Source organism: Aliiglaciecola sp. CAU 1673 (assembly GCF_029223185.1).
Lineage (GTDB): Bacteria > Pseudomonadota > Gammaproteobacteria > Enterobacterales > Alteromonadaceae > Bowmanella.
This window is the reverse complement of sequence record NZ_JARHUG010000008.1, coordinates 149,228-168,754: the sequence shown is the minus strand read 5'-3', so window position 1 is coordinate 168,754 and position 19,527 is coordinate 149,228. Positions and strand designations below refer to the sequence as shown.

At 50.0% G+C, this 19,527-nt stretch carries 20 protein-coding genes; 14 read left to right on the top strand and 6 right to left on the bottom strand.

Annotation, left to right across the window (positions count from 1 at the left end):
- The first annotated feature begins 170 nt into the window (after positions 1-170).
- Positions 171-1,223, top strand: a complete 1,053-nt coding sequence (locus tag P2G88_RS09875) for an aldo/keto reductase (protein WP_275795702.1) — start codon at positions 171-173, stop codon at positions 1,221-1,223.
- A 132-nt stretch (positions 1,224-1,355) separates the two neighbouring features.
- Here the strand turns inward: P2G88_RS09875 and fusA are convergent, their stop codons facing one another.
- From fusA to P2G88_RS09860, 3 genes are all read right to left on the bottom strand, one after another.
- Positions 1,356-3,446, bottom strand: coding sequence for an elongation factor G (gene fusA, locus P2G88_RS09870; protein ID WP_275795701.1), 2,091 nt, complete (start codon positions 3,444-3,446; stop codon positions 1,356-1,358).
- Positions 3,447-3,672: 226 nt separating this feature from the next.
- On the bottom strand, positions 3,673-4,692 hold the full coding sequence (locus P2G88_RS09865; protein WP_275795700.1) for a diguanylate cyclase: 1,020 nt from the start codon (positions 4,690-4,692) through the stop codon (positions 3,673-3,675).
- Positions 4,693-6,846 (bottom strand): ATPase, T2SS/T4P/T4SS family, encoded by a 2,154-nt coding sequence (locus P2G88_RS09860; protein ID WP_275795723.1) that lies wholly within the window; start codon positions 6,844-6,846, stop codon positions 4,693-4,695. It abuts the gene before it with no gap.
- Between the two features lie 442 nt (positions 6,847-7,288).
- Between P2G88_RS09860 and rpsJ the strand changes: the two genes are divergently transcribed.
- The 13 genes from rpsJ to glpK all read left to right on the top strand — a co-directional run bounded on the left by rpsJ (position 7,289) and on the right by glpK (position 14,945).
- Entirely contained in the window at positions 7,289-7,600 is a 312-nt protein-coding gene (gene rpsJ, locus P2G88_RS09855; protein ID WP_010179497.1) for a 30S ribosomal protein S10, read from the top strand.
- A gap of 18 nt (positions 7,601-7,618) precedes the next feature.
- Positions 7,619-8,257, top strand: coding sequence for a 50S ribosomal protein L3 (rplC, locus tag P2G88_RS09850; RefSeq protein ID WP_275795699.1), 639 nt, complete (start codon positions 7,619-7,621; stop codon positions 8,255-8,257).
- A gap of 17 nt (positions 8,258-8,274) precedes the next feature.
- The gene (gene rplD, locus P2G88_RS09845) at positions 8,275-8,880 is read left to right on the top strand and encodes a 50S ribosomal protein L4 (protein ID WP_275795698.1); all 606 of its coding nucleotides are present in this window, start codon (positions 8,275-8,277) and stop codon (positions 8,878-8,880) included.
- A complete protein-coding gene (rplW, locus tag P2G88_RS09840) occupies positions 8,877-9,176 on the top strand; it encodes a 50S ribosomal protein L23 (RefSeq protein WP_275795697.1) in 300 nt (99 codons plus the stop codon). The genes rplD and rplW overlap by 4 nt, the downstream gene beginning before the upstream one ends.
- 14 nt (positions 9,177-9,190) lie before the next feature.
- Entirely contained in the window at positions 9,191-10,015 is an 825-nt protein-coding gene (rplB, locus tag P2G88_RS09835) for a 50S ribosomal protein L2 (RefSeq protein WP_275795696.1), read from the top strand.
- 15 nt (positions 10,016-10,030) lie between these two features.
- Positions 10,031-10,306, top strand: coding sequence for a 30S ribosomal protein S19 (gene rpsS, locus P2G88_RS09830; protein ID WP_275795695.1), 276 nt, complete (start codon positions 10,031-10,033; stop codon positions 10,304-10,306).
- An 11-nt stretch (positions 10,307-10,317) separates the two neighbouring features.
- On the top strand, positions 10,318-10,650 hold the full coding sequence (rplV, locus tag P2G88_RS09825; RefSeq protein WP_275795694.1) for a 50S ribosomal protein L22: 333 nt from the start codon (positions 10,318-10,320) through the stop codon (positions 10,648-10,650).
- A 9-nt stretch (positions 10,651-10,659) separates the two neighbouring features.
- Entirely contained in the window at positions 10,660-11,370 is a 711-nt protein-coding gene (gene rpsC, locus P2G88_RS09820) for a 30S ribosomal protein S3 (protein ID WP_275795693.1), read from the top strand.
- A 3-nt stretch (positions 11,371-11,373) separates the two neighbouring features.
- Positions 11,374-11,787, top strand: coding sequence for a 50S ribosomal protein L16 (rplP, locus tag P2G88_RS09815; protein WP_275795692.1), 414 nt, complete (start codon positions 11,374-11,376; stop codon positions 11,785-11,787).
- Entirely contained in the window at positions 11,787-11,978 is a 192-nt protein-coding gene (rpmC, locus tag P2G88_RS09810) for a 50S ribosomal protein L29 (protein ID WP_275795691.1), read from the top strand. Before rplP ends, rpmC begins: the two co-directional genes overlap by 1 nt.
- Complete coding sequence (gene rpsQ, locus P2G88_RS09805) at positions 11,978-12,238, top strand: 30S ribosomal protein S17 (RefSeq protein ID WP_275795690.1); 261 nt, start codon at positions 11,978-11,980, stop codon at positions 12,236-12,238. Before rpmC ends, rpsQ begins: the two co-directional genes overlap by 1 nt.
- Positions 12,239-12,840: 602 nt before the next feature.
- Positions 12,841-13,398 carry a hypothetical protein gene (locus P2G88_RS09800; protein WP_275795689.1) on the top strand — a complete coding sequence of 186 codons (558 nt, stop codon included), beginning with the start codon at positions 12,841-12,843 and terminating at the stop codon, positions 13,396-13,398.
- Between the two features lie 59 nt (positions 13,399-13,457).
- Complete coding sequence (glpK, locus tag P2G88_RS09795; RefSeq protein WP_275795688.1) at positions 13,458-14,945, top strand: glycerol kinase GlpK; 1,488 nt, start codon at positions 13,458-13,460, stop codon at positions 14,943-14,945.
- 58 nt (positions 14,946-15,003) lie between these two features.
- Here glpK and P2G88_RS09790 read toward each other — a convergent pair whose 3' ends face one another.
- The 3 genes from P2G88_RS09790 to thpR all read right to left on the bottom strand — a co-directional run bounded on the left by P2G88_RS09790 (position 15,004) and on the right by thpR (position 19,276).
- On the bottom strand, positions 15,004-17,412 hold the full coding sequence (locus P2G88_RS09790; protein WP_275795687.1) for a TonB-dependent receptor: 2,409 nt from the start codon (positions 17,410-17,412) through the stop codon (positions 15,004-15,006).
- Positions 17,413-17,794: 382 nt separating this feature from the next.
- Positions 17,795-18,649: a formyltetrahydrofolate deformylase gene (gene purU / locus P2G88_RS09785; RefSeq protein WP_275795686.1), complete on the bottom strand. Its 855-nt coding sequence runs from the start codon at positions 18,647-18,649 to the stop codon at positions 17,795-17,797.
- 69 nt (positions 18,650-18,718) lie between these two features.
- The gene (gene thpR / locus P2G88_RS09780; RefSeq protein WP_275795685.1) at positions 18,719-19,276 is read right to left on the bottom strand and encodes an RNA 2',3'-cyclic phosphodiesterase; all 558 of its coding nucleotides are present in this window, start codon (positions 19,274-19,276) and stop codon (positions 18,719-18,721) included.
- Positions 19,277-19,527: the final 251 nt, after the last annotated feature.

Genomic DNA, 19,527 nt, shown 5'->3' with positions numbered 1-19,527 from the left:
GCTCATCCCCTTTATCAGAGTATTTTCTCCCTTCCGTAACTTGTCATTGCCAAGTAAAGAACTCTGGCAAATTCACATCGAAACACATTCCAGTTAATGCCACGGAGCTTTTGATCTTTTAAGGCGATGCCCACTAAGATAAGCCTCAACCTGATAAACGGATAGATAAGATGCAATATTCCAGATTAGGCAGCACTGACATTAAGGTATCCCGTGTTTGCTTAGGAACAATGACCTGGGGCACTCAGAACGACCAGCAAGACGCCAACAGTCATATAGAGTACGCTCTGGTCCAAGGGGTGAATTTCATCGATACCGCAGAGATGTATTCTATCCCTCCAACGGCAGAGTCCTACGGGGCGACCGAAACCATTATTGGTCATTATCTGGCGTCAAACCCAAATCGTCGTAAAGACATTATTCTGGCGACCAAAATTGCAGGTAGTGGTTTGTCATATATCCGAGGCGGTGGCCCGATTACCGGTGAGGCAGTGATAAGTTCGGTAGATGCGTCGCTTAAGCGCTTGCAAACCGATTATATCGATTTGTATCAGCTTCACTGGCCTAATCGTACAACCCCCCACTTTGGCAAACAGTGGCCTGGGCGCTTTAATTTTACCGACACCAATGGCGCAGAGGAATCTGCACAGATGCTTGAGATATTACAGGCGCTGCAAAGCTGTATTCAGGCCGGCAAGATTCGTTATTGTGGGCTTTCCGATGACACACCCTGGGGTATCAGCGAATATCTGCGGTTAAGTGAAAAACACAGTCTGCCGCGCATGGTATCCATCCAGAATGAATTTAATCTGCTGCATAGCAAAGATTGGCCCTATGTCATTGAACAATGCGTACATGGACAGGTTGCCTATTTACCATGGTCTCCCTTGGGCGGCGGTATGCTTAGTGGTAAGTATCTCAATGGAGCTCGTCCCGCGGGTAGTCGCTGGACGCTGACGCAGCGTATGGGGCTGTTCCGGGATACGACGCAGTCTCAGGCGGCTATTTCCCAGTATGTCAGCTTGGCAAAAGAGCATGGTCTGACCCCGGTACAATTAGCGTTAGCATGGTGTAATCAGGTCAATGGTGTGACCTCAACCATTATAGGGGCGACTTCCATGACGCAGCTGGAAGAAGATATACAGGCCTTTGATATTACTCTTAGTGATGATGTGCTGGATGGCGTGCAAAAGGTGCTAAGGGCTTATCCAATGCCTTTCTGACCCAATGAAAACCCTAAAACGCCAGGGGCGTTTTAAAACATCGGAGTCCACGACGATGGCCCGAAGGGTGAAGGGCAGGAAGCCCGAAATAAAAAAACCGCGGCAAGCCGCGGTTTTTTATTTAGAAAAGCCTTACTTCTTGGCTTCTTTCTTCGCCTTAGTTTCGGCGATTACCTTCTCTGCTACGTTAGCAGGGCAAGGCAGGTAGTGAGCGAATTCCATAGAGAATTGGCCACGACCAGAGGTCATCGTACGCAGGGTACCGATATAGCCGAACATTTCGGCCAGCGGTACTTCGGCTTTAACGCGAACGCCAGTAGCACCAGGCTCTTGATCCTTGATCATGCCGCGACGACGGTTCAGGTCACCGATTACATCACCTACGTGATCTTCAGGGGTGAACACGTCAACCTTCATGATCGGCTCCAGCAGCTGAGGACCAGCCTTAGGAACTGACTGACGGAAGGCGCCTTTGGCAGCGATTTCGAAGGCGATAGCCGAGGAGTCTACTGCGTGGAAGCCACCGTCGAACAGCTCAACTTCGAAGTCCAGCACCGGGAAGCCAGCCAGCGTACCGGTATCGAGCATGCTCTTGAAGCCTTTTTCGATAGCAGGGAAGAATTCCTTCGGTACGTTACCGCCTACAACAGTGGAGGTGAACTTGAAGCCAGAACCTGGCTCTCCGGGACGGATGCGGTAGTCAATCTTACCATACTGACCAGAACCACCAGACTGCTTCTTGTGAGTGTAAGAATCTTCGATGGCCTTAGTGATGGTTTCGCGGTAAGCAACCTGAGGCTTACCAACAATCAGCTCTACGCCGTGAGTACGCTTCAGGATGTCTACTTTGATATCCAGGTGCAATTCACCCATACCCTTAAGGATGGTTTCACCCGAGTCTTCGTCAGTTTCAACGATGAAAGTCGGGTCTTCAGAAACCATCTTAGACAGGGCGTTGCCCAGCTTCTCAGAAGCACCTTTGTCTTTTGGTGCAACGGCAATAGAGATTACCGGCTCAGGGAAGATCATGGGTTCAAGTGTACATGGATGGTTAGGATCGCACAGGGTGTGACCGGTCTTAACGTTCTTCATACCTACGATGGCCAGGATGTCACCGGCTTGGCAAGAAGTCAGTTCGTTACGATCGTTGGCGTGCATTTCCACCATACGGCCAACGCGCTCGGTCTTACCGGTAGCGGAGTTCAGGATGCTGTCACCCTTGTTCAGCTTACCAGAGTAAACACGGATAAAGGTCAGGGCGCCGAAACGGTCGTCCATGATCTTAAATGCCAGGGCGCGGAAAGGCTCGTCAACAGACACGGTAGCCACTTTACCAGTTGGCTCACCAGTTTCTTCGTCAGTGATGTCCTGAGGAATAACTTCGGTTGGGCTTGGCAGGTAGTCAACAACGGCATCCAGCAACAACTGCATACCTTTGTTCTTGAAGGCAGAACCACAGTAGGTTGGGAAGAAGGCCAGATCACGAGTACCCTTACGGATACAACGTTTGATGTCTTCCAGAGACGGCATTTCGCCATCCATGTAAGCCATCATCAGATCGTCGTCTTGCTCAACGGCCGCTTCAATCAATTGCTCATGGTATTCTTCAACCATGTCTACCATGTCAGCTGGTACGTCTTTGATTTCAAAGTTTTCAGGCTGGCCTGAATCGTCCCATACGTAGGCTTTCTTGGTCAGTACGTCTACCACGCCCACGAACTGGTCTTCACGACCGATAGGCAGGGTCATAACCAGTGGGTTAGCGGCCAGTACGTTTTTAATTTGCTTAACAACGCGGAAGAAGTCGGCACCCAGACGGTCCAGCTTGTTTACGAAGATCAAACGAGATACTTCGGCATCGTTAGCATAGCGCCAGTTGGTTTCGGACTGAGGCTCAACGCCGCCGGAACCACAGAATACGCCTACACCGCCGTCCAGAACTTTCAGTGAACGGTAAACTTCTACGGTGAAGTCAACGTGTCCGGGGGTGTCGATTACGTTGAAACGGTGCCCTTTCCAGAAGCAGGTTGTAGCCGCAGACTGGATGGTGATACCGCGCTCGGCTTCCTGTTCCATGAAGTCCATGGTGGATTCACCGTCATGCACTTCACCCAGCTTGTGGATTTTGCCGGTGAGCTTCAGGATACGTTCGGTGGTGGTAGTTTTACCCGCGTCTACGTGGGCGAAAATACCGATATTTCGATAAAGTGATAAATCAGCCATGGTTTCCTTCATTAGAAAGTCTGAAAAAAATCGCGCGCAAGTATACAGCAAAAAGTTGCCGAATACTCTTCTTTGCTAAAAAAACCGCCAGGAAAGGCGTTTTTGTGTCGTTAACCTAGTGGAGGCAGCTTGCTTTCCGTACTGAGGCAAGAATAGCGTTTACAAAACAATTTGGATGTCTAAATTTAAGTCCGATTTGCTAGCTCTCAGATTTATATAGTTATTTTTATCGAGGCGCAATCGGCATCACCCTATTCCTACCTAATTTCTTAGCCTGATAGAGTTGTTTATCGGCTTGTTCGAGCAAATCGCTTCTACGCATGCCTTGTTCAAATATGGCTGCGCCAAAAGAGGCGCTGATGCCATCCAACGTTTGATTGGTTCGTCTGTCGATCACACTGACTTTCTCGATATTGCGTCGCATCACTTCTGCCAAATGCAGCGCCTGAGGTAATTTAACCCCTTTCATCAGCACCGAAAACTCTTCACCACCAAAGCGATAAACCGTTGCTCTTTCTCCGCAAACCTCTTTGAGTCGCTTGGCTACAGCCTTAAGCACTCTATCGCCCATCTGATGTCCGAATCTGTCATTGATGGATTTGAAGTGATCCAGGTCCACCATAATCAGGCAAACCCCTTGCTCCGGTTCCATGACCTCGAGCTCTTCATCCAAGCAACGGCGATTATATACACCTGTCAGGCCATCGTAGAGTGCCTGGCTCTGACTGGCTTTGAGCTGTTGGCGAAGTTCGGTGATTTCTTTTTCTGCGCTGGTCAGGGCTGCAGTAAACTCCTGGGTAGTACGCTTAAAGAGTTGTGTCTCCTTGACCAGAGAACGTACCAACGCCATGGTCTCTTCAATGGACCAGCCTTCCTTCTCTACTTTGTCCAGTTCACTGAGGCTGGTATCGATGGCCTGGCGAAAATGCTGCGTGTCAGTTTTCGTGTCATGCAGTGACTGGGATAACTCAATCAGCATGGCCTCAAGCGATTGGCGCAAACTCCAGGTGTCCACTTCTTGTTGATCGGCCAGATACTGACGTTGTAATTCCAGTGCTCTGCTGGGCGTGATGGTGCTGTTCTGTTCCATCAGTTTGTCCAGTGCCTGATTCAATTCTTCCGATTGATTACTGGCATAGGTGTACCACAGGGCATAATTGGTGGGTACGGCCGGGATCTGGTGTTTCAGCAGTAGTGGTATGGTCTGCTTGAGGATTTGATAAGATTGCTCTTTATCGTCGGTCATTTATTCAGTTCCGCTGATGATTTGCACCTGATTAATGTCAGTATCGCCCTTGAGCACTTTTAAAATGCCGTCCTGAGTCAGGGTGCGCATGCCATCTTTGGTTGCCTGCTCTTTCATGGCTGCTACGGATGCTTCCTTATATACCAATGCGCGCAGTTCTGGCGTCATGGACAATAACTCATGTACACCGGTTCTTCCTTTATAGCCAGTATCGCCACAAACATCGCAACCTTTGGCACGATGTAACATAAGCGGCTGTGTCAGATTCAGCTCATCCAAATGGGCCTCGCCGTATTGACGGCGAATAAAGCCGATGTCTGACTCCGACGCTTCATACTTTTCCTTACAGTTGCCACACAGGGTTCTGATCAATCGTTGTGCCAGAATACCCACGCAGGCGTCGGAGAAGTTTACTGGATCCAGGCCCAGGTCTAACAGACGGGTAATGGTCTCGGGTGCGGAGTTAGTGTGCAAAGTGGAAAGCACCAAGTGGCCTGTGAGTGAGGCCTCAATACCAGCGTGGGCCGTTTCCTTGTCACGCATCTCACCAATGAGGATGACATCGGGGTCGGCACGTAAGAAAGCGCGAAGCGCGTTGGCGAAGGTAAAACCAATTTTGGGGCTGACCTGCACCTGTTGCAGGCCTGCCTGGGTAATTTCCACTGGATCTTCGGCAGTCCAAATCTTCCTGTCTGGAGTGTTAAGCTCACCCAACACGGCATGCAGCGTAGTGGTTTTACCTGAACCTGTCGGCCCCACCACCAGAATAATGCCGTGGGGCTTTTTAATCATATCCTTTAAGATGCGGCTGTTATTGGGGGCGAGATTCAGCTTGTCCCATGGCATGGCGCCACCTGAAGCAAGGATACGCATTACTACGCCTTCGCCGGCTACCGTGGGGATAGTCGCCACCCGCACTTCCACTAATTGCCCACCCATACGCACGGCGAGTTTTCCGTCCTGTGGCACACGCTTTTCGGCAATATTAAGGTTGGCCATTATTTTGATACGGGCAACTACCGCGTTGTGGTGAGAGGCAGGAACCTGAGTAATATCCCGGCATACACCGTCAATACGCATTCTGACCCGAGTGGGGCCACTTTTTTCAGCGTCTACGTGGATATCCGAAGCGTTGAGTTTCTTGGCATCATGTAAGATACGGCTGACCAAACGCACCACCGCAGGGGCGTCGTCTGACATCTCCTCGGTTTGGTCATCCAGTTCTTCAGCGCTGGTACCAATCTCATCGAGGATTTCATCCATTTCGCCAGGTGTTCCAGAACCGCCAGTGCTTTCCCCCAGGTACTGTAATACCGCATTGGGCAGACCGACGAAAATCTCATAACTGGCAATACCCAGCGCACTCTCTACCTCCATCAATAGCGCCGCATTATTGGGCTCTGCCATTAAGATGATGGGATTGTCCGAGGCGTCTGAGATGACGGCGACGTAGTTGCGTTTAAGATAGGAAAGATTGAGCTTACTGTTGCCCTGATAAAGGTGATATTTGTCTGGTTGATAGCCTAAAAAGGGCACCTGATAATGCACAGAAAGAGCATGGCCAAGTTCATCTTCCGCAATACGGTGCTCTGTGGCTAGGCGCTGCACAAGTTGACGCGGGTCTTTGCTACTTTCAAGCAGCTGGTCGAGAGTGGCTTCGGTCAACAGCCCCTTATGCACCAAATATTGGAACGGCTTGCTGGTGCCGCCAAGCTCGTAGCGGAACTTCTTACCGATCATGGCCGCCAGTTCATTGGCCAGATCTAAATCTTCACTGGTGAAATCACCACGATGCTTGTTAATGATCTGCATAACCCCCAGCAACACGCCGGTATTCATAATGGGCACGCAGATAATATTGCGGGTCTTAAAGGAGCTGCTTTTGTCAAACTTGTCTGCAAATCGCAATCGTGGATGTATGGCTTGCAGTTCTTCGGAATTGTAAGGGTCGCTAATTAACAGTGGTAGTTGGCTCAGTGCCACATAGCCGGCAATGGATTGCGGGGTAATGGGCACTTTGATTTCCCGAATCTCTTTACCGGTTTTAAAGCGAGCGACCAAATCCTGATGTTGGCGGCGGCGCTGGAAGATACTCATACGCTCCGCAGAGAACATCTCCAAAATGATGGGCTCGAGCTTATGATAGGCGTCCATCAGCTCCTGTTGGGTTTCCAACAGACTGTTTACCTGCTCTAGCTGACGATCGGACCGGGTTGTAATCATGTTTTGTATTTGAATCATGTACTTACTTTTACAACTTTTACTATAGACGAGCGCAACGGCAAAGCATATCAAGACTGCCTTATTGTGCTAAGAAATAAACCCCAATCGGCGATAATTTTTACAATCATTGCCAGGCCATTAGGTTACTGCACAAAAGACGAGATTTTGCGGACATTTAGGTTGCATAAAAAAACCGACATAGGTATAATTCGCGCCCACTTGCCCAAATGGGCATGCGTTTTTGGTCTGTGTAACAGGCCGAAAATGAACTACAAGGCCCCAATTGGGGGCCAGCGGTTTACACCCATCCTCCCACCAAAATAATTGGTTGGTGAGGGTGAATTTTTTTGTTCTTTTGATTGGAGCTTGGTCGATGCCAAATCAAAGAATTCGTATTCGTTTGAAAGCGTTTGATCACAAGTTGATCGATCAGTCTACGGCTGAGATCGTTGAAACTGCCAAACGCACTGGTGCTCAGGTTAGCGGTCCCATTCCTCTGCCTACCCGTAAAGAACGCTATACGGTACTGATTTCTCCTCACGTCAACAAAGATGCACGTGATCAATACGAAATCCGCACCCACAAGCGTCTGGTAGACATCATCGAACCTACTGATAAAACAGTAGATGCGCTGATGAGATTGGACCTGGCTGCCGGCGTTGATGTTCAAATCAGCCTGGGCTAACAAGAGAGGGTTTTAACAATGGCGATTGGTCTAGTCGGTCGTAAAGTAGGTATGACTCGCATCTTCACTGAAGACGGCGTGTCTATTCCTGTGACTGTTATCGAAGCGACCCCCAACCGTGTTACTCAGTTGCGTACTGAGGAGAAAGACGGCTACAGGGCGCTGCAAGTCACCGCAGGCGAGAAGAAAGCTAACCGCGTAACCAAGGCTGAGGCAGGTCATTTTGCCAAAGCTGGCGTAGAAGCCGGTCGTGGTCTGTGGGAATTCCGTCTGAATGGCAATGAAGGTGAAGGGATTGAAGTCGGCAGTGAAATCACTGTTGAGATCTTCAACGACACCGCCAAGGTTGACGTAGTTGGCACCTCTAAAGGTAAAGGCTATGCAGGTGCAATTAAGCGTTGGAACTTTGCTCACCAGCGCAATTCACACGGTAACTCTTTGTCTCACCGTGCCCCTGGTTCGATTGGTCAAAACCAGTCTCCAGGTAAAGTATTCAAAGGCAAGAAGATGTCCGGTCACCTGGGTGACGAGCGCGTAACTATCCAGTCTCTGGAAGTAGTACGCATCGACGCCGCCAACAACCTGTTGTTGGTTAAAGGTGCAGTACCCGGCGCGACAGGCGGCGATGTTATCGTCAGTCCTGCGGTTAAAGCCTAACGTCTGGGAGATAGGTGATGGAATTAGTATTGAAAGACGCCAACAGCGCTCTTGAAGTATCCGAAGCTACCTTTGGACGTGAGTTTAACGAAGCTCTGGTACACCAGGTAGTAGTAGCTTACGGCGCTGGCGCCCGTCAGGGTACCCGTGCTCAGAAGACTCGTTCTGAAGTCAGCGGCGGCGGTAAGAAGCCTTGGCGTCAGAAGGGTAGCGGCCGTGCTCGTGCCGGTACCATTCGTAGCCCAATCTGGCGTTCAGGTGGCGTTAGCTTCGCAGCTAAGCCTCAGGATCACAGCCAGAAGGTTAACAAGAAAATGTACCGTGGTGCGATCAAGAGCATCCTGTCTGAGCTGGTTCGCCAAGATCGTCTGATCGTGGTTGAAAAGTTTGGTGTTGAAGCACCTAAGACTAAGGAACTGTTGGCCAAACTGAAGGCTCTGGACCTGACTGATGTGCTGATCGTGACTGCCGAGGTTGATGAGAACCTGTTCCTGTCTGCCCGCAACCTGTACAAGGTTGACGTGCGTGATGTGGCCGGTATCGACCCAGTTAGCCTGATTGCATTTGAAAAAGTGTTGATGACTGCTGATGCAGTTAAACAACTTGAGGAGGCGTTGGCATGAACCAAGAACGTCTGCTGAAAGTGGTATTGGCACCACATATTTCTGAGAAATCAACAATGGCTGCTGAGAACAACAACACTGTTGTTCTGAAAGTAGTTAAGGACGCAACCAAGGCTGAAATCAAAGCAGCCGTTGAGATGCTGTTCGAAGTTGAAGTCAACGGTGTTCGCACTGTGAACGTCAAAGGCAAGACTAAGCGTCATGGCATGAGTTTCGGTAAGCGTAGCGACTGGAAAAAGGCCTACGTGGTGCTGAAAGAAGGTCAGGACATCGACTTCGTCGGTGGCGCTGAGTAATAGGGGATTTAGACATGGCATTATTGAAAGCTAATCCAACTTCTCCGGGTCGCCGCCACGTCGTTCAAGTGGTTAACCCTGAGTTGCACAAAGGCGCTCCTTATGCGCCTCTGCTGGAAAAGAACAGCAAGTCTGGTGGCCGTAACAACCGTGGTACTATCACTGTTCGTCACATCGGTGGCGGTCATAAGCACCACTATCGCGTCATCGACTTCAAGCGCAACAAAGATGGCATTCCTGCTGTTGTTGAGCGCTTGGAATACGATCCAAACCGTTCTGCTAACATCGCTCTGGTGCTGTATGCAGACGGCGAGCGTCGCTACATCCTGGCTCCTAAAGGCGTAAAAGCCGGTGACGAGCTGATGTCTGGTTCTGCTGCGCCTATCAAGGCCGGTAACACCATGCCGATGCGTAACATGCCAGTGGGTACCACTGTGCACGCCATCGAAATGAAGCCTGGTAAAGGTGCTCAGATCGCTCGTTCAGCTGGTGCTAACGCGCAGATTCTGGCCCGTGAAGGTGGATATATCACTCTGCGTCTGCGCTCTGGCGAAGTTCGTAAAGTGTTGGCAGATTGCCGTGCCACTATCGGTGAAGTGGGTAACGCAGAGCACATGCTGCGTCAATTGGGTAAAGCCGGTGCCAAACGTTGGCGCGGTGTTCGTCCTACCGTTCGCGGTGTGGCAATGAACCCTGTTGATCACCCACACGGTGGTGGTGAGGGTAAAACCTCTGGTGGTCGTCACCCTGTGTCTCCATGGGGTCTGCCAACTAAGGGTAAGAAAACCCGAAGCAACAAGCGTACCGATAAACTCATCGTACGCCGTCGTAATAAGTAATAGCGAGGATTCACCATGCCACGTTCTCTCAAGAAAGGTCCATTTATCGACCTGCACTTGTTGAAGAAGGTAGAGATTGCGGTGGAAAAGAACGATCGTCGTCCCATAAAGACTTGGTCGCGTCGTTCCATGATCATCCCTTCAATGATTGGGTTGACCATTGCAGTCCATAACGGTCGTCAGCACGTTCCAGTACTGGTTACTGATGAAATGATCGGCCACAAATTGGGCGAATTTGCGCCAACGCGTACTTATCGCGGCCATGTCGCAGATAAGAAGGCCAAGAGATAAGGGGTAGGATAATGGAAGCTTTAGCTAAACACCGTTTTGCCCGCACCTCGGCCCAAAAAGCACGCCTGGTAGCGGATCAAATTCGCGGAATGCACGTTGAGAAAGCACTGGAACTGTTGACCTTCAGCCCCAAGAAAGCGGCTGTATTGGTTAAGAAAGTTCTGGAGTCTGCTATCGCCAACGCCGAGCACAACGAAGGCGCTGATATCGATGAGCTGAAAGTGGCCAAGATCTTCGTAGACGAAGGTCCGACCATGAAGCGCATCAAGCCGCGTGCTAAAGGCCGTGCGGATCGCATTTTCAAGCGTAGCAGTCACATCACAGTCGTTGTGGCTGATCACTAGGAGTAGATAATGGGACAGAAGGTACATCCTACAGGTATACGCCTGGGTATCAGCAAACCATGGACTTCTACCTGGTACGCTAATACTAAAGAATACGCTGACAACCTGTTCAATGACCACCAGGTCCGTCAGTTCCTGACTAAGGAACTGAAGAACGCGTCAGTATCTAAGATTGTTATTGAGCGCCCTGCTAAGAGCATTCGTGTGACTATTCACACTGCTCGCCCAGGTGTGGTTATTGGTAAGAAAGGTGAAGACGTAGAAAAACTGCGTAAGTACGTTTCTAACCTGGCCGGCGTTCCAGCTCAGATCAACATCGCAGAAGTGCGTAAACCTGAGTTGGATGCGCAACTGGTAGCCGACAGCATCTCCAGCCAGCTGGAGCGTCGTGTAATGTTCCGTCGCGCTATGAAGCGTGCGGTACAGAACGCCATGCGTATCGGTGCTAAGGGCATCAAGGTTGAAGTAAACGGTCGTCTTGGCGGCGCTGAAATCGCCCGTACCGAGTGGTATCGTGAAGGTCGCGTGCCCCTGCACACGTTCCGTGCCGATATCGACTACGCCACTTCTGAAGCTCTGACTACCTACGGTATCATCGGTACCAAGGTATGGATCTTCAAGGGCGAGGTTCTGGGTGGTCTGCATGCCGCCACTGAGCAGCAACAGCCGGCTCAGGCGCCTAAGGCGAAGAAAGGCCGTTCTGCCAAGCAAGGGGGCTAAGACATGCTACAACCAAAACGTACGAAATTCCGTAAGCAGCATAAAGGTCGCAACCGCGGTCTGGCCATCGCTGGTGGTTCTGTAAGCTTCGGTACTTTTGGCCTGAAGGCTATCGGCCGTGGTCGTATGACAGCGCGTCAAATCGAAGCTGCTCGTCGTGCCCTGACCCGTCACGTGAAGCGTCAAGGTAAAATCTGGATCCGGGTATTCCCCGACAAGCCAATTACCGAGAAGCCTCTGGAAGTGCGTCAAGGTAAAGGTAAGGGTAACGTGGAATACTGGGTCTGTCAGATCCAGCCAGGCCGCGTCCTGTACGAAATGGAAGGTGTACCTGAGCAGTTGGCCCGCGAAGCTTTCGCACTGGCCGCCGCTAAGCTGCCTTTCAAAACAACCTTTGTAACTCGGACGGTGATGTAATGAAAGCTACTGAACTGAAAGACAAAAGCGTAGAAGAGCTGAACGCAGAGCTGCTGAACCTGCTGCGCGAACAGTTCAACCTGCGCATGCAGCACAGCACAGGTCAGCTGGAAAAATCTCACCAGCTGAGAACAGTGCGTCGTAGCATTGCGCGTGTAAAAACTATCCTGACTCAAAAGGCGGGTGCGTAATGACTGAACAAAATGTACGTACATTGCAAGGCCGTGTGGTCAGCAACAAAATGGACAAGTCCATCACTGTTGCTATTGAGCGTCGTGTAAAACACCCCGTTTACGGTAAGTACATGACTCGCACCACTAAGCTGCACGCTCATGACGAAAACAACGAGTGCAACATCGGTGATGTTGTGACTATCAAAGAGTGCCGCCCTCTGTCTAAGACTAAGGCTTTCACTCTGGTTGCCGTCGTTGAGAAAGCAATCGTAGCTTAATTTCCTCTAAGGAAATGCAAGCACCAAGAAACCCGCCTTTTGGCGGGTTTTTTTATTACAGGCTTCCCTGCCTTCCACTCTCCGGGCCGTCGTCATCCTTCCGACGTTGCGGTTTGCTCCTGGCAAACCTGCTATGTCCATGGATGGACGTGCAGATGGTTGCGTCCTGCACAATCTGCACTTCCGCCTTCCATGGCGGTCGTATGCCGAAACTGCAGGGAGCGTTGTATATTCACCGCTGTCTTGCGGTTCACTTGCTTTTCAAGCCAGCTAAAGCTGTTGATAGTTGCTCCAGGCAACCATGCTCGGGAATGGAGAACTTCCTTGTTTTCCACCCCCGCATCAAGCACGGGGCAGGCTCTGCGGACCCTGGTCGTGTCTTCTACTTTCCCAATCATCCTATCCAGCCCTGTTTCGGTAAGCTGTTTGATTGATGTCGATAACAATATTCAACGCTAAATCAGAGGCATAGACATTCAAACTGGAAGCTGAATGAATGCCGTCGATAATTAGGTATGGATTGCGCTACTTACACTCAAGCTGTGTGGCGCTATGCTGAAATCAGACCGCATCATCGCCATCTTGCCCTGGAGGTCGGTACCATGAGAGCCATATTATTTAGTTTGCTGCTTGCGCCGCTGTATCTCAATGCTCAGCCTGATTGGCGATTAGGTGAAGGCAAAGGCGATGCTCTTTGGGAGGGAGGGTGGCTGGAGTACGACAAACATCGTTTGCAAACCGCAGGCCTCTCAGAGCGACAACGTTATCTGACCCTCCAGCAAGACATGGGCGATGGCTGGGTATTGCTAGCCAGAATAAGCAGTTGCCGGGATGGCATAGTAGAAAGTGCCAATCAGTATCGTCGCTCTTATTGGCGCTATGAGGTGCAACCTATGCTGGAATTGCAAAACGGCGTTGCGGTGGGTGTGGGAACTCAAGCTTACTGGAATAGCCGGGTGGAATTTGCTGATGGTCAGCGACTGCCTTTTTCCCAAGGTCAGTCATTTTACCTGTCTACTAAACTGGGCCACAGCAGAGATGCTCAGCAATGGGAGCTTCGTTTATCTTCCGATCGTTACCAAGCTCATCCGCTTGCAGGTCAATCCAGTGAGTCGTTTCAGCAAAACGGCTTTCAGGTAGCGTACTCTCTAAGCTTCTAATTTTCTTGTGATAGCCCTACGGAAAGGGCTATAAGAGTCTAAACACAAGGAGAGTTCCTTTGAAAAAATATCTTCTGGCCCTGGACCAGGGCACAACCAGCAGCCGTGCCATCTTGTTCTCGCCACGAGGCGAGCTGCTTGCTGTTGAACAGCAGGAATATCCTCAGCATTTTCCTCAGGATGGTTGGGTTGAGCACAATCCTTCAGATATTTGGCAGACCAGTTTGTCGGTTTTAACCAAGGCCTTGGAAAAATCTGACATTAAGCCAGTAGATATCGCGGGCATTGGCATTACCAATCAGCGTGAAACCACCTTGGTTTGGGACAAAAAGACCGGCCAACCGGTATATAACGCCATTGTCTGGCAAGATCGTCGTACCGCGGATATTTGCCAGTCGTTGAAGCTGAAAGGGCTTCAGGACAAGGTGCTGGACAAAACCGGCTTGCTGCTCGACCCCTATTTTTCTGCGACTAAATTGCAATGGATCCTCGATAATGTGCCCGGCGCACGTGCGCGTGCAAATGCAGGCGAATTGCTGTTTGGTACGGTAGACAGTTTCCTGGTTTGGAAATTAAGCGGTGGACAGGTGCATGCCACCGACGCCACCAATGCCTCTCGCACCATGCTGTTTAACATCCACAGCCAACAGTGGGATGAGGAGTTGTTGGAGCTCTTTAATATTCCCAAGGAAATGCTTCCTGATGTACTTGATAGCGCTGATGACTATGGTCAAACAGCAGACACATTATTCGGCACTGGCATTCCGATCGCTGCGGTGGTGGGCGATCAGCAGGCCGCTTTGGTGGGACAGGCCTGCTTTGAACCTGGGATGGGTAAATGCACCTTCGGTACCGGTGCCTTTATGGTGGTCAATACCGGCAAGGTGGCCTTGCAGTCACAACATCAACTGTTAACCACTGTGGCTTACCGGCTTAAAGGGCAAACCCATTACGCCCTGGAAGGTAGTATTTTTGTGGCGGGGGCCGCCGTCAAATGGTTAAGAGACAAGTTGGGCTTGCTGCAAGATGCAGCACAAAGTGAAGAGCTGGCCATTCAGTCAGGGATACAGGACAAGCTTTACCTGGTGCCGGCTTTTACCGGATTGGGTGCGCCTTATTGGCAACCGGATGCCCGAGCGATAGTTGTGGGGATGACATTAGATACCGATGCTGCCGATATAGTGACTGCGACTCTGCAGTCCATCGCCTATCAAACTAAGGATCTGCTAGACGCTATTCAGGCCGATGGTACCGAGCGGATCACCGTGCTTCGGGTGGATGGTGGAATGGTGGTGAACAACTGGGCCATGCAGTTTTTGGCCGATATTCTCGGTATTCAGGTCGACAGGCCAAAAGTGACGGAGACTACGGCATTGGGGGCCGCCATGTTGGCTGCTTTGCAGTTAGGACTGTTTGATTCTATCGAAGACCTGGTGCAGCAATGGCAATTAGAAAAAGCCTTTTCTCCTGCTATGTCACCAAAACGCGCTGCGCTGTTACATCAAGGATGGAAAAAGGCGATACAGGCCAGCATCTCTCTGGCCTAAAAGCTAAACCCATAAAAAAGCCCCGCATTGCGGGGCTTAGTATCAGAACAACGACTTCTTAGTAGAAGGTGTAGTCCAGACGTACTGTCAGGCTGCGGCCTTCCAGGTAATCAATATACTGCTGGGCAGTCGTGTTGCTTTCGCTTCTGCTTCTGGCGCGTCTATATTTCTCTGCTTCCTTATCAAACAGGTTATTGATATGCACGCTTAGCTTCACATCATCAGACACTTCTAAACGACCAGAAAGGTTAACGTAGCTGTAAGAAGGCACAATGTCCTCATCACGTACGTTGAAGTGTGTCTTGTACTCACCGTAGTAGGTAAAGTCCGCACGCACATAGGCTTGCTTACCGAACAGATCGAAGCCCTGATCCAACGCCAGATAAGCGTTCCAATCCGGCACCATGGTCATGTCATCACCTGCTTTGGCGCCAATGGCGTCATTGTCTTTGGTGACTTCAGATTTAGTGTAGGAAGTATTGAAAGTGGCCTTCAGATCGTCAGTCAGGTAAGCCGTTGATTCGAACTCGATACCCTTAGATTCCGCTTCGCCGGCATTGGCTGTGAAACTAAAGCCGCAGGTTGGCATGTAGATATCGGTACGGATATCTGTCCAATCAATCTGATACACAGCGGCGGCAAAGTTGAATTTGCCATCAAATGTGCTGGCCTTAATACCCAACTCATAGTTCTCAATCGCGTCTGAAGTGTAGCGATCTGGGCGATTGGGGGCATTAGGATCGTCCTGACAAGAAGCTTCCAACGGTCCGTTGTTGCCGCCGGGACGATAGCCTTCAGAGTATAAGGCGTAGACCGACAAGTCACTATTTGGACGATAAGAGACGCTGAATTTATAGCGATTACCGTCTTCCTCACCGCCTAAGCTGACGATATCCGGATCCCAAGGTGTATAGTAGGTGGTCCAAATTCCAGAAGTGCTCTCAATACTTTCATCTTTGAGATCAAATCGACGAATACCGCCGTTAACTTCCAGTTCACCGGCATCGCCTAAGTCGAAGGTGTAGGCCACATCGGCGAACAGAGCGAACTCCCTCTGATAGTCCTTAATTATCCCGTAATTCCAGTTCTTTTGTGGATTACCAAAGGTATCCATACCCGCCTGTGTTACGTCGATGCCCCACCAGTTTAAAGCTAAAGCAGAAGCAATATCACCTGCTTCATGATATTGGTTCTGGTTATCCAGCGCATTGTTGGTTTCGAGCTTGTCGTAGAACATACCCACAGTCCAAGACAATGGACTATTGACATCAAGGTTTTGCAAGCGCAGTTCGTGCGTGATTTCGTCGTAGAAATAATCATTGACGATCCAGGTCAGGAACATATCGTCGCCATCCAAACGTGTCCAGTTATCCAATGACTGGGTCTTGTAGCTACGGAAGGAGCCGGCATAGGTAAGGGTGGCAAAATCGAAGAAGTTTTCGTCGTTGATATTTAGAGTAAAGAGGTTATTGGTGCTCTTGTACCAAGGATCCAGTCTTTCCCAGATACGGTATTTTTCCGGTACATCGCTGATAACCTTCGGGGCGCTGCCACCTTTACAAGCAGGACGCTCTGCCGTTGGATCGCAATCCACAGTAAAGAAATCCACATCGTAGCCATAAGGTGCATCGGGGTTAGCGTTTAAGCCGTAATCCCAGTAGTAACCGGGTTTGGAACGATCGCCCAGATCTTCACCTTTGTCGCGATACTCTACACGTGAATAACCAAAGGTTACGTCGATATCGTCGGTAGCTTGCCATAGCAATTGGCTGCGCAAGAAAGCGCGATCGATATCCGACTGCAGGCCGGTATTCATGTTCACGAAAGGCAGTTGGTCATGTTCCATGTTGCCATTAACACGTAAGGCTAACTTGTTTTCGACCAAAGGCACATTAATTCCCAATGAGACGTTACTGTCATAGCCGTCAACATCGGTTTCGCCACCGGCTTGTACCGAGCCAAATAACTCAAACTCATCCAGACGCGGCTTTTTGGTGATAATACGTACAGTACCGCCGATGGCGTTGGAGCCATACAGGGTGCCCTGGGGGCCACGCAGTACTTCCACCCGCTCCACATCTGAAAGGTTAGTAAAAGTAAAAGGCACATCGTCCACAAAGGTCGCGGTAGTTTCTGGAACAGTGGTATTACCGCCACTGAGACCACGCAGAATCAACTGGCCACGGGGCATAGCCGCACCCGCCAAAGTACGGTAGATATCCGTAGCTTGTGTGTAGTTACGATCGGCGATTTCCATCGCCGATACGCTGGATACCGCCATGGGGATTTCAAGCAGGGTTTCCGTTTTGCGACGAGAGGTCACGGTGACTTTCTCGATACCTTGCTCTTCTGCGCCATCGGCAGGGGCTGTGTCTTGTGCGAAAGCCGGAACAGTGCCACTTAATGAGGCAACAACTGCAAGGCTAACAAGGGATTTCCTGGAGGAAAGATGCCAAAATGCGTCCATTTCGTACTCCTGTTAATTTTTATAATGTGTTTCCTGTCCCCTTGTCACGGAATACATCCTCGGGCAAAACCAGTGGCGAAGCCGACGGCATAGCCCCTTCCATGTACATAGTGGTGTACTGACTATGTCAGTTTGTAAACAAATGTGTCAACCCTGGAATTTGTATTTATAACTAATAGCTATTCGTTGTAAGTCTCGGTAATGCATAAGTTTGCAGCCGTTCTGCATTTTCATAACTGCAAAAAAACTAGGCATTTAAGCGGTTTAGTTCTTAAATGCCTTTGGTAACCAGTTTTTGATGGAGGCTTTGGGCTTGTTGGCAATAGATAATTTTTATTTAGAATAAAAATTCACCACTTTCGCAAAGTGAGAAATTCAGCGTTCAGGCAAACACCACCGTCTTATGCTGATGGATAATTACTCGGTCCTCGAGGTGATAGCGCACACCATTGGCCAGCGCCTGCTTTTCGCAATTCTTGCCTTTTCGCACCATATCGGCGGCGGAGTCGCTGTGACTGATACGGATCACTTCTTGTTCAATAATCGGCCCTTCATCCAGATCCTTGGTGACATAGTGGCAGGTTGCACCGATTAGCTTTACGCCGCGATCATAGGCCTGCTGATAAGGCCTGGCACCGGCAAATGAGGGTAAAAAGCTATGATGGATATTAATGGCTTTACCGGCCAGCTCGGTACAGAGGCTATCCGGTAAAATCTGCATAAATCTGGCAAGCACCGTAAGGTCTGCCTGGTAGTGACCCAAGAGTGCCTGGATCTCCTCGAAGGCTTTGTCCTTGCCCATCGCTTCAAAGTCTATCCAGTGAAAGGGCACATCGTACCAATCGGCAAACTGCTGCATATGCGGATGGTTGGCAATAATACAGGCGATATCGCAATAGAGTTCATTGGTATGCCAGCGGTGCAACAGATCGTTAATACAGTGAGACTCATGACTAGCCAGTAGCGCCACTTTTTGTTTTTGATGGGAATCGGTCAGTCGCCAGTTCATCTGGTACTGATCGGCCAGAGGCTTAAACACCGCCCGGAAGGCTTCCAGACTCAGTGGCAAAGAGTCGGCACGGATTTCGTGGCGCATAAAAAAGCGCCCGGTTTGCAGGTCGGTATGGTGGCTGGCTTCTACAATAGTGGCGTTATGGCCAGCTAGAAAATGGCTGACGGCCGCCACCAAACCTACTTGGTCGGGGCAGTCGATAACAAGGCGAAAGGTCTGTTGCATGGCTCTTAGCTTGGTAAATCAAAGACCCTTAGTAGTAACCCGGCAGGCACTTAAGGTAAAGCCTGATTTTCAGTCCAGCGCTCCACCTCGTAGTTGTTCGCGTACGGAGGATTGCGAACGCAGTGGCCAGGAATGCAAAGGATGATAAACCACTCCTTTGTTGGTGGATTTGGATTCGAAAAGATGAAATCGATTGAATGTCAGCTCAAAATCCGGTGCTATTAATGCATTTGGAGGATTCAGTGCCACTTTTCTGACCAGGCTGATATGGGGCATATAGGGACGATTGTCTTTGCGTATACCTAGCCTGGCGCCAGCATTTGCCAACGCTGAGACCAGCTCCTTTAAACTCTCAGGCACTTGTGAGGGACCTATCCATAGAACTCTGGGCTTGGACCAATAGCCCAGTTGGTCTATATGCAGCAAGAAAGAATTTCCATGAAGTTCACCGGCGGCCTCATAGAGTGAAATTAACTGGTTGTTATTTACTTCTCCCAAAAATGCCAAGGTAATATGGAAGTTAGCAGGAGGTATGGCGCTAGAGTATGTCGGCAAATTTCGACTACTCCACTGCTCAATGGCAAGCTTCTCTCTCCCATTCAAGTCCAGACCGAAGAAAACTCTCATCAACTTTACCGGTGACATGCTCCAACTCTAAGCCTATATAAAAATGCCGTTTTTGCATCGCTTGGATTTGATGCAAAGTTAACTTTGCAATTTCGGTGAGTTTCGGGATTTGAGGGACGAACGGTACAAAACATGGGGTAATCCTAGGTTTCCTGGCGCTTTAATGGTTGATAGACTGTTTTAGTATCTGAGAGTCTGCCTCTCACTGCGAACGCCCGCATAACTACTACAAAGGCGAATAAGCCTGATCA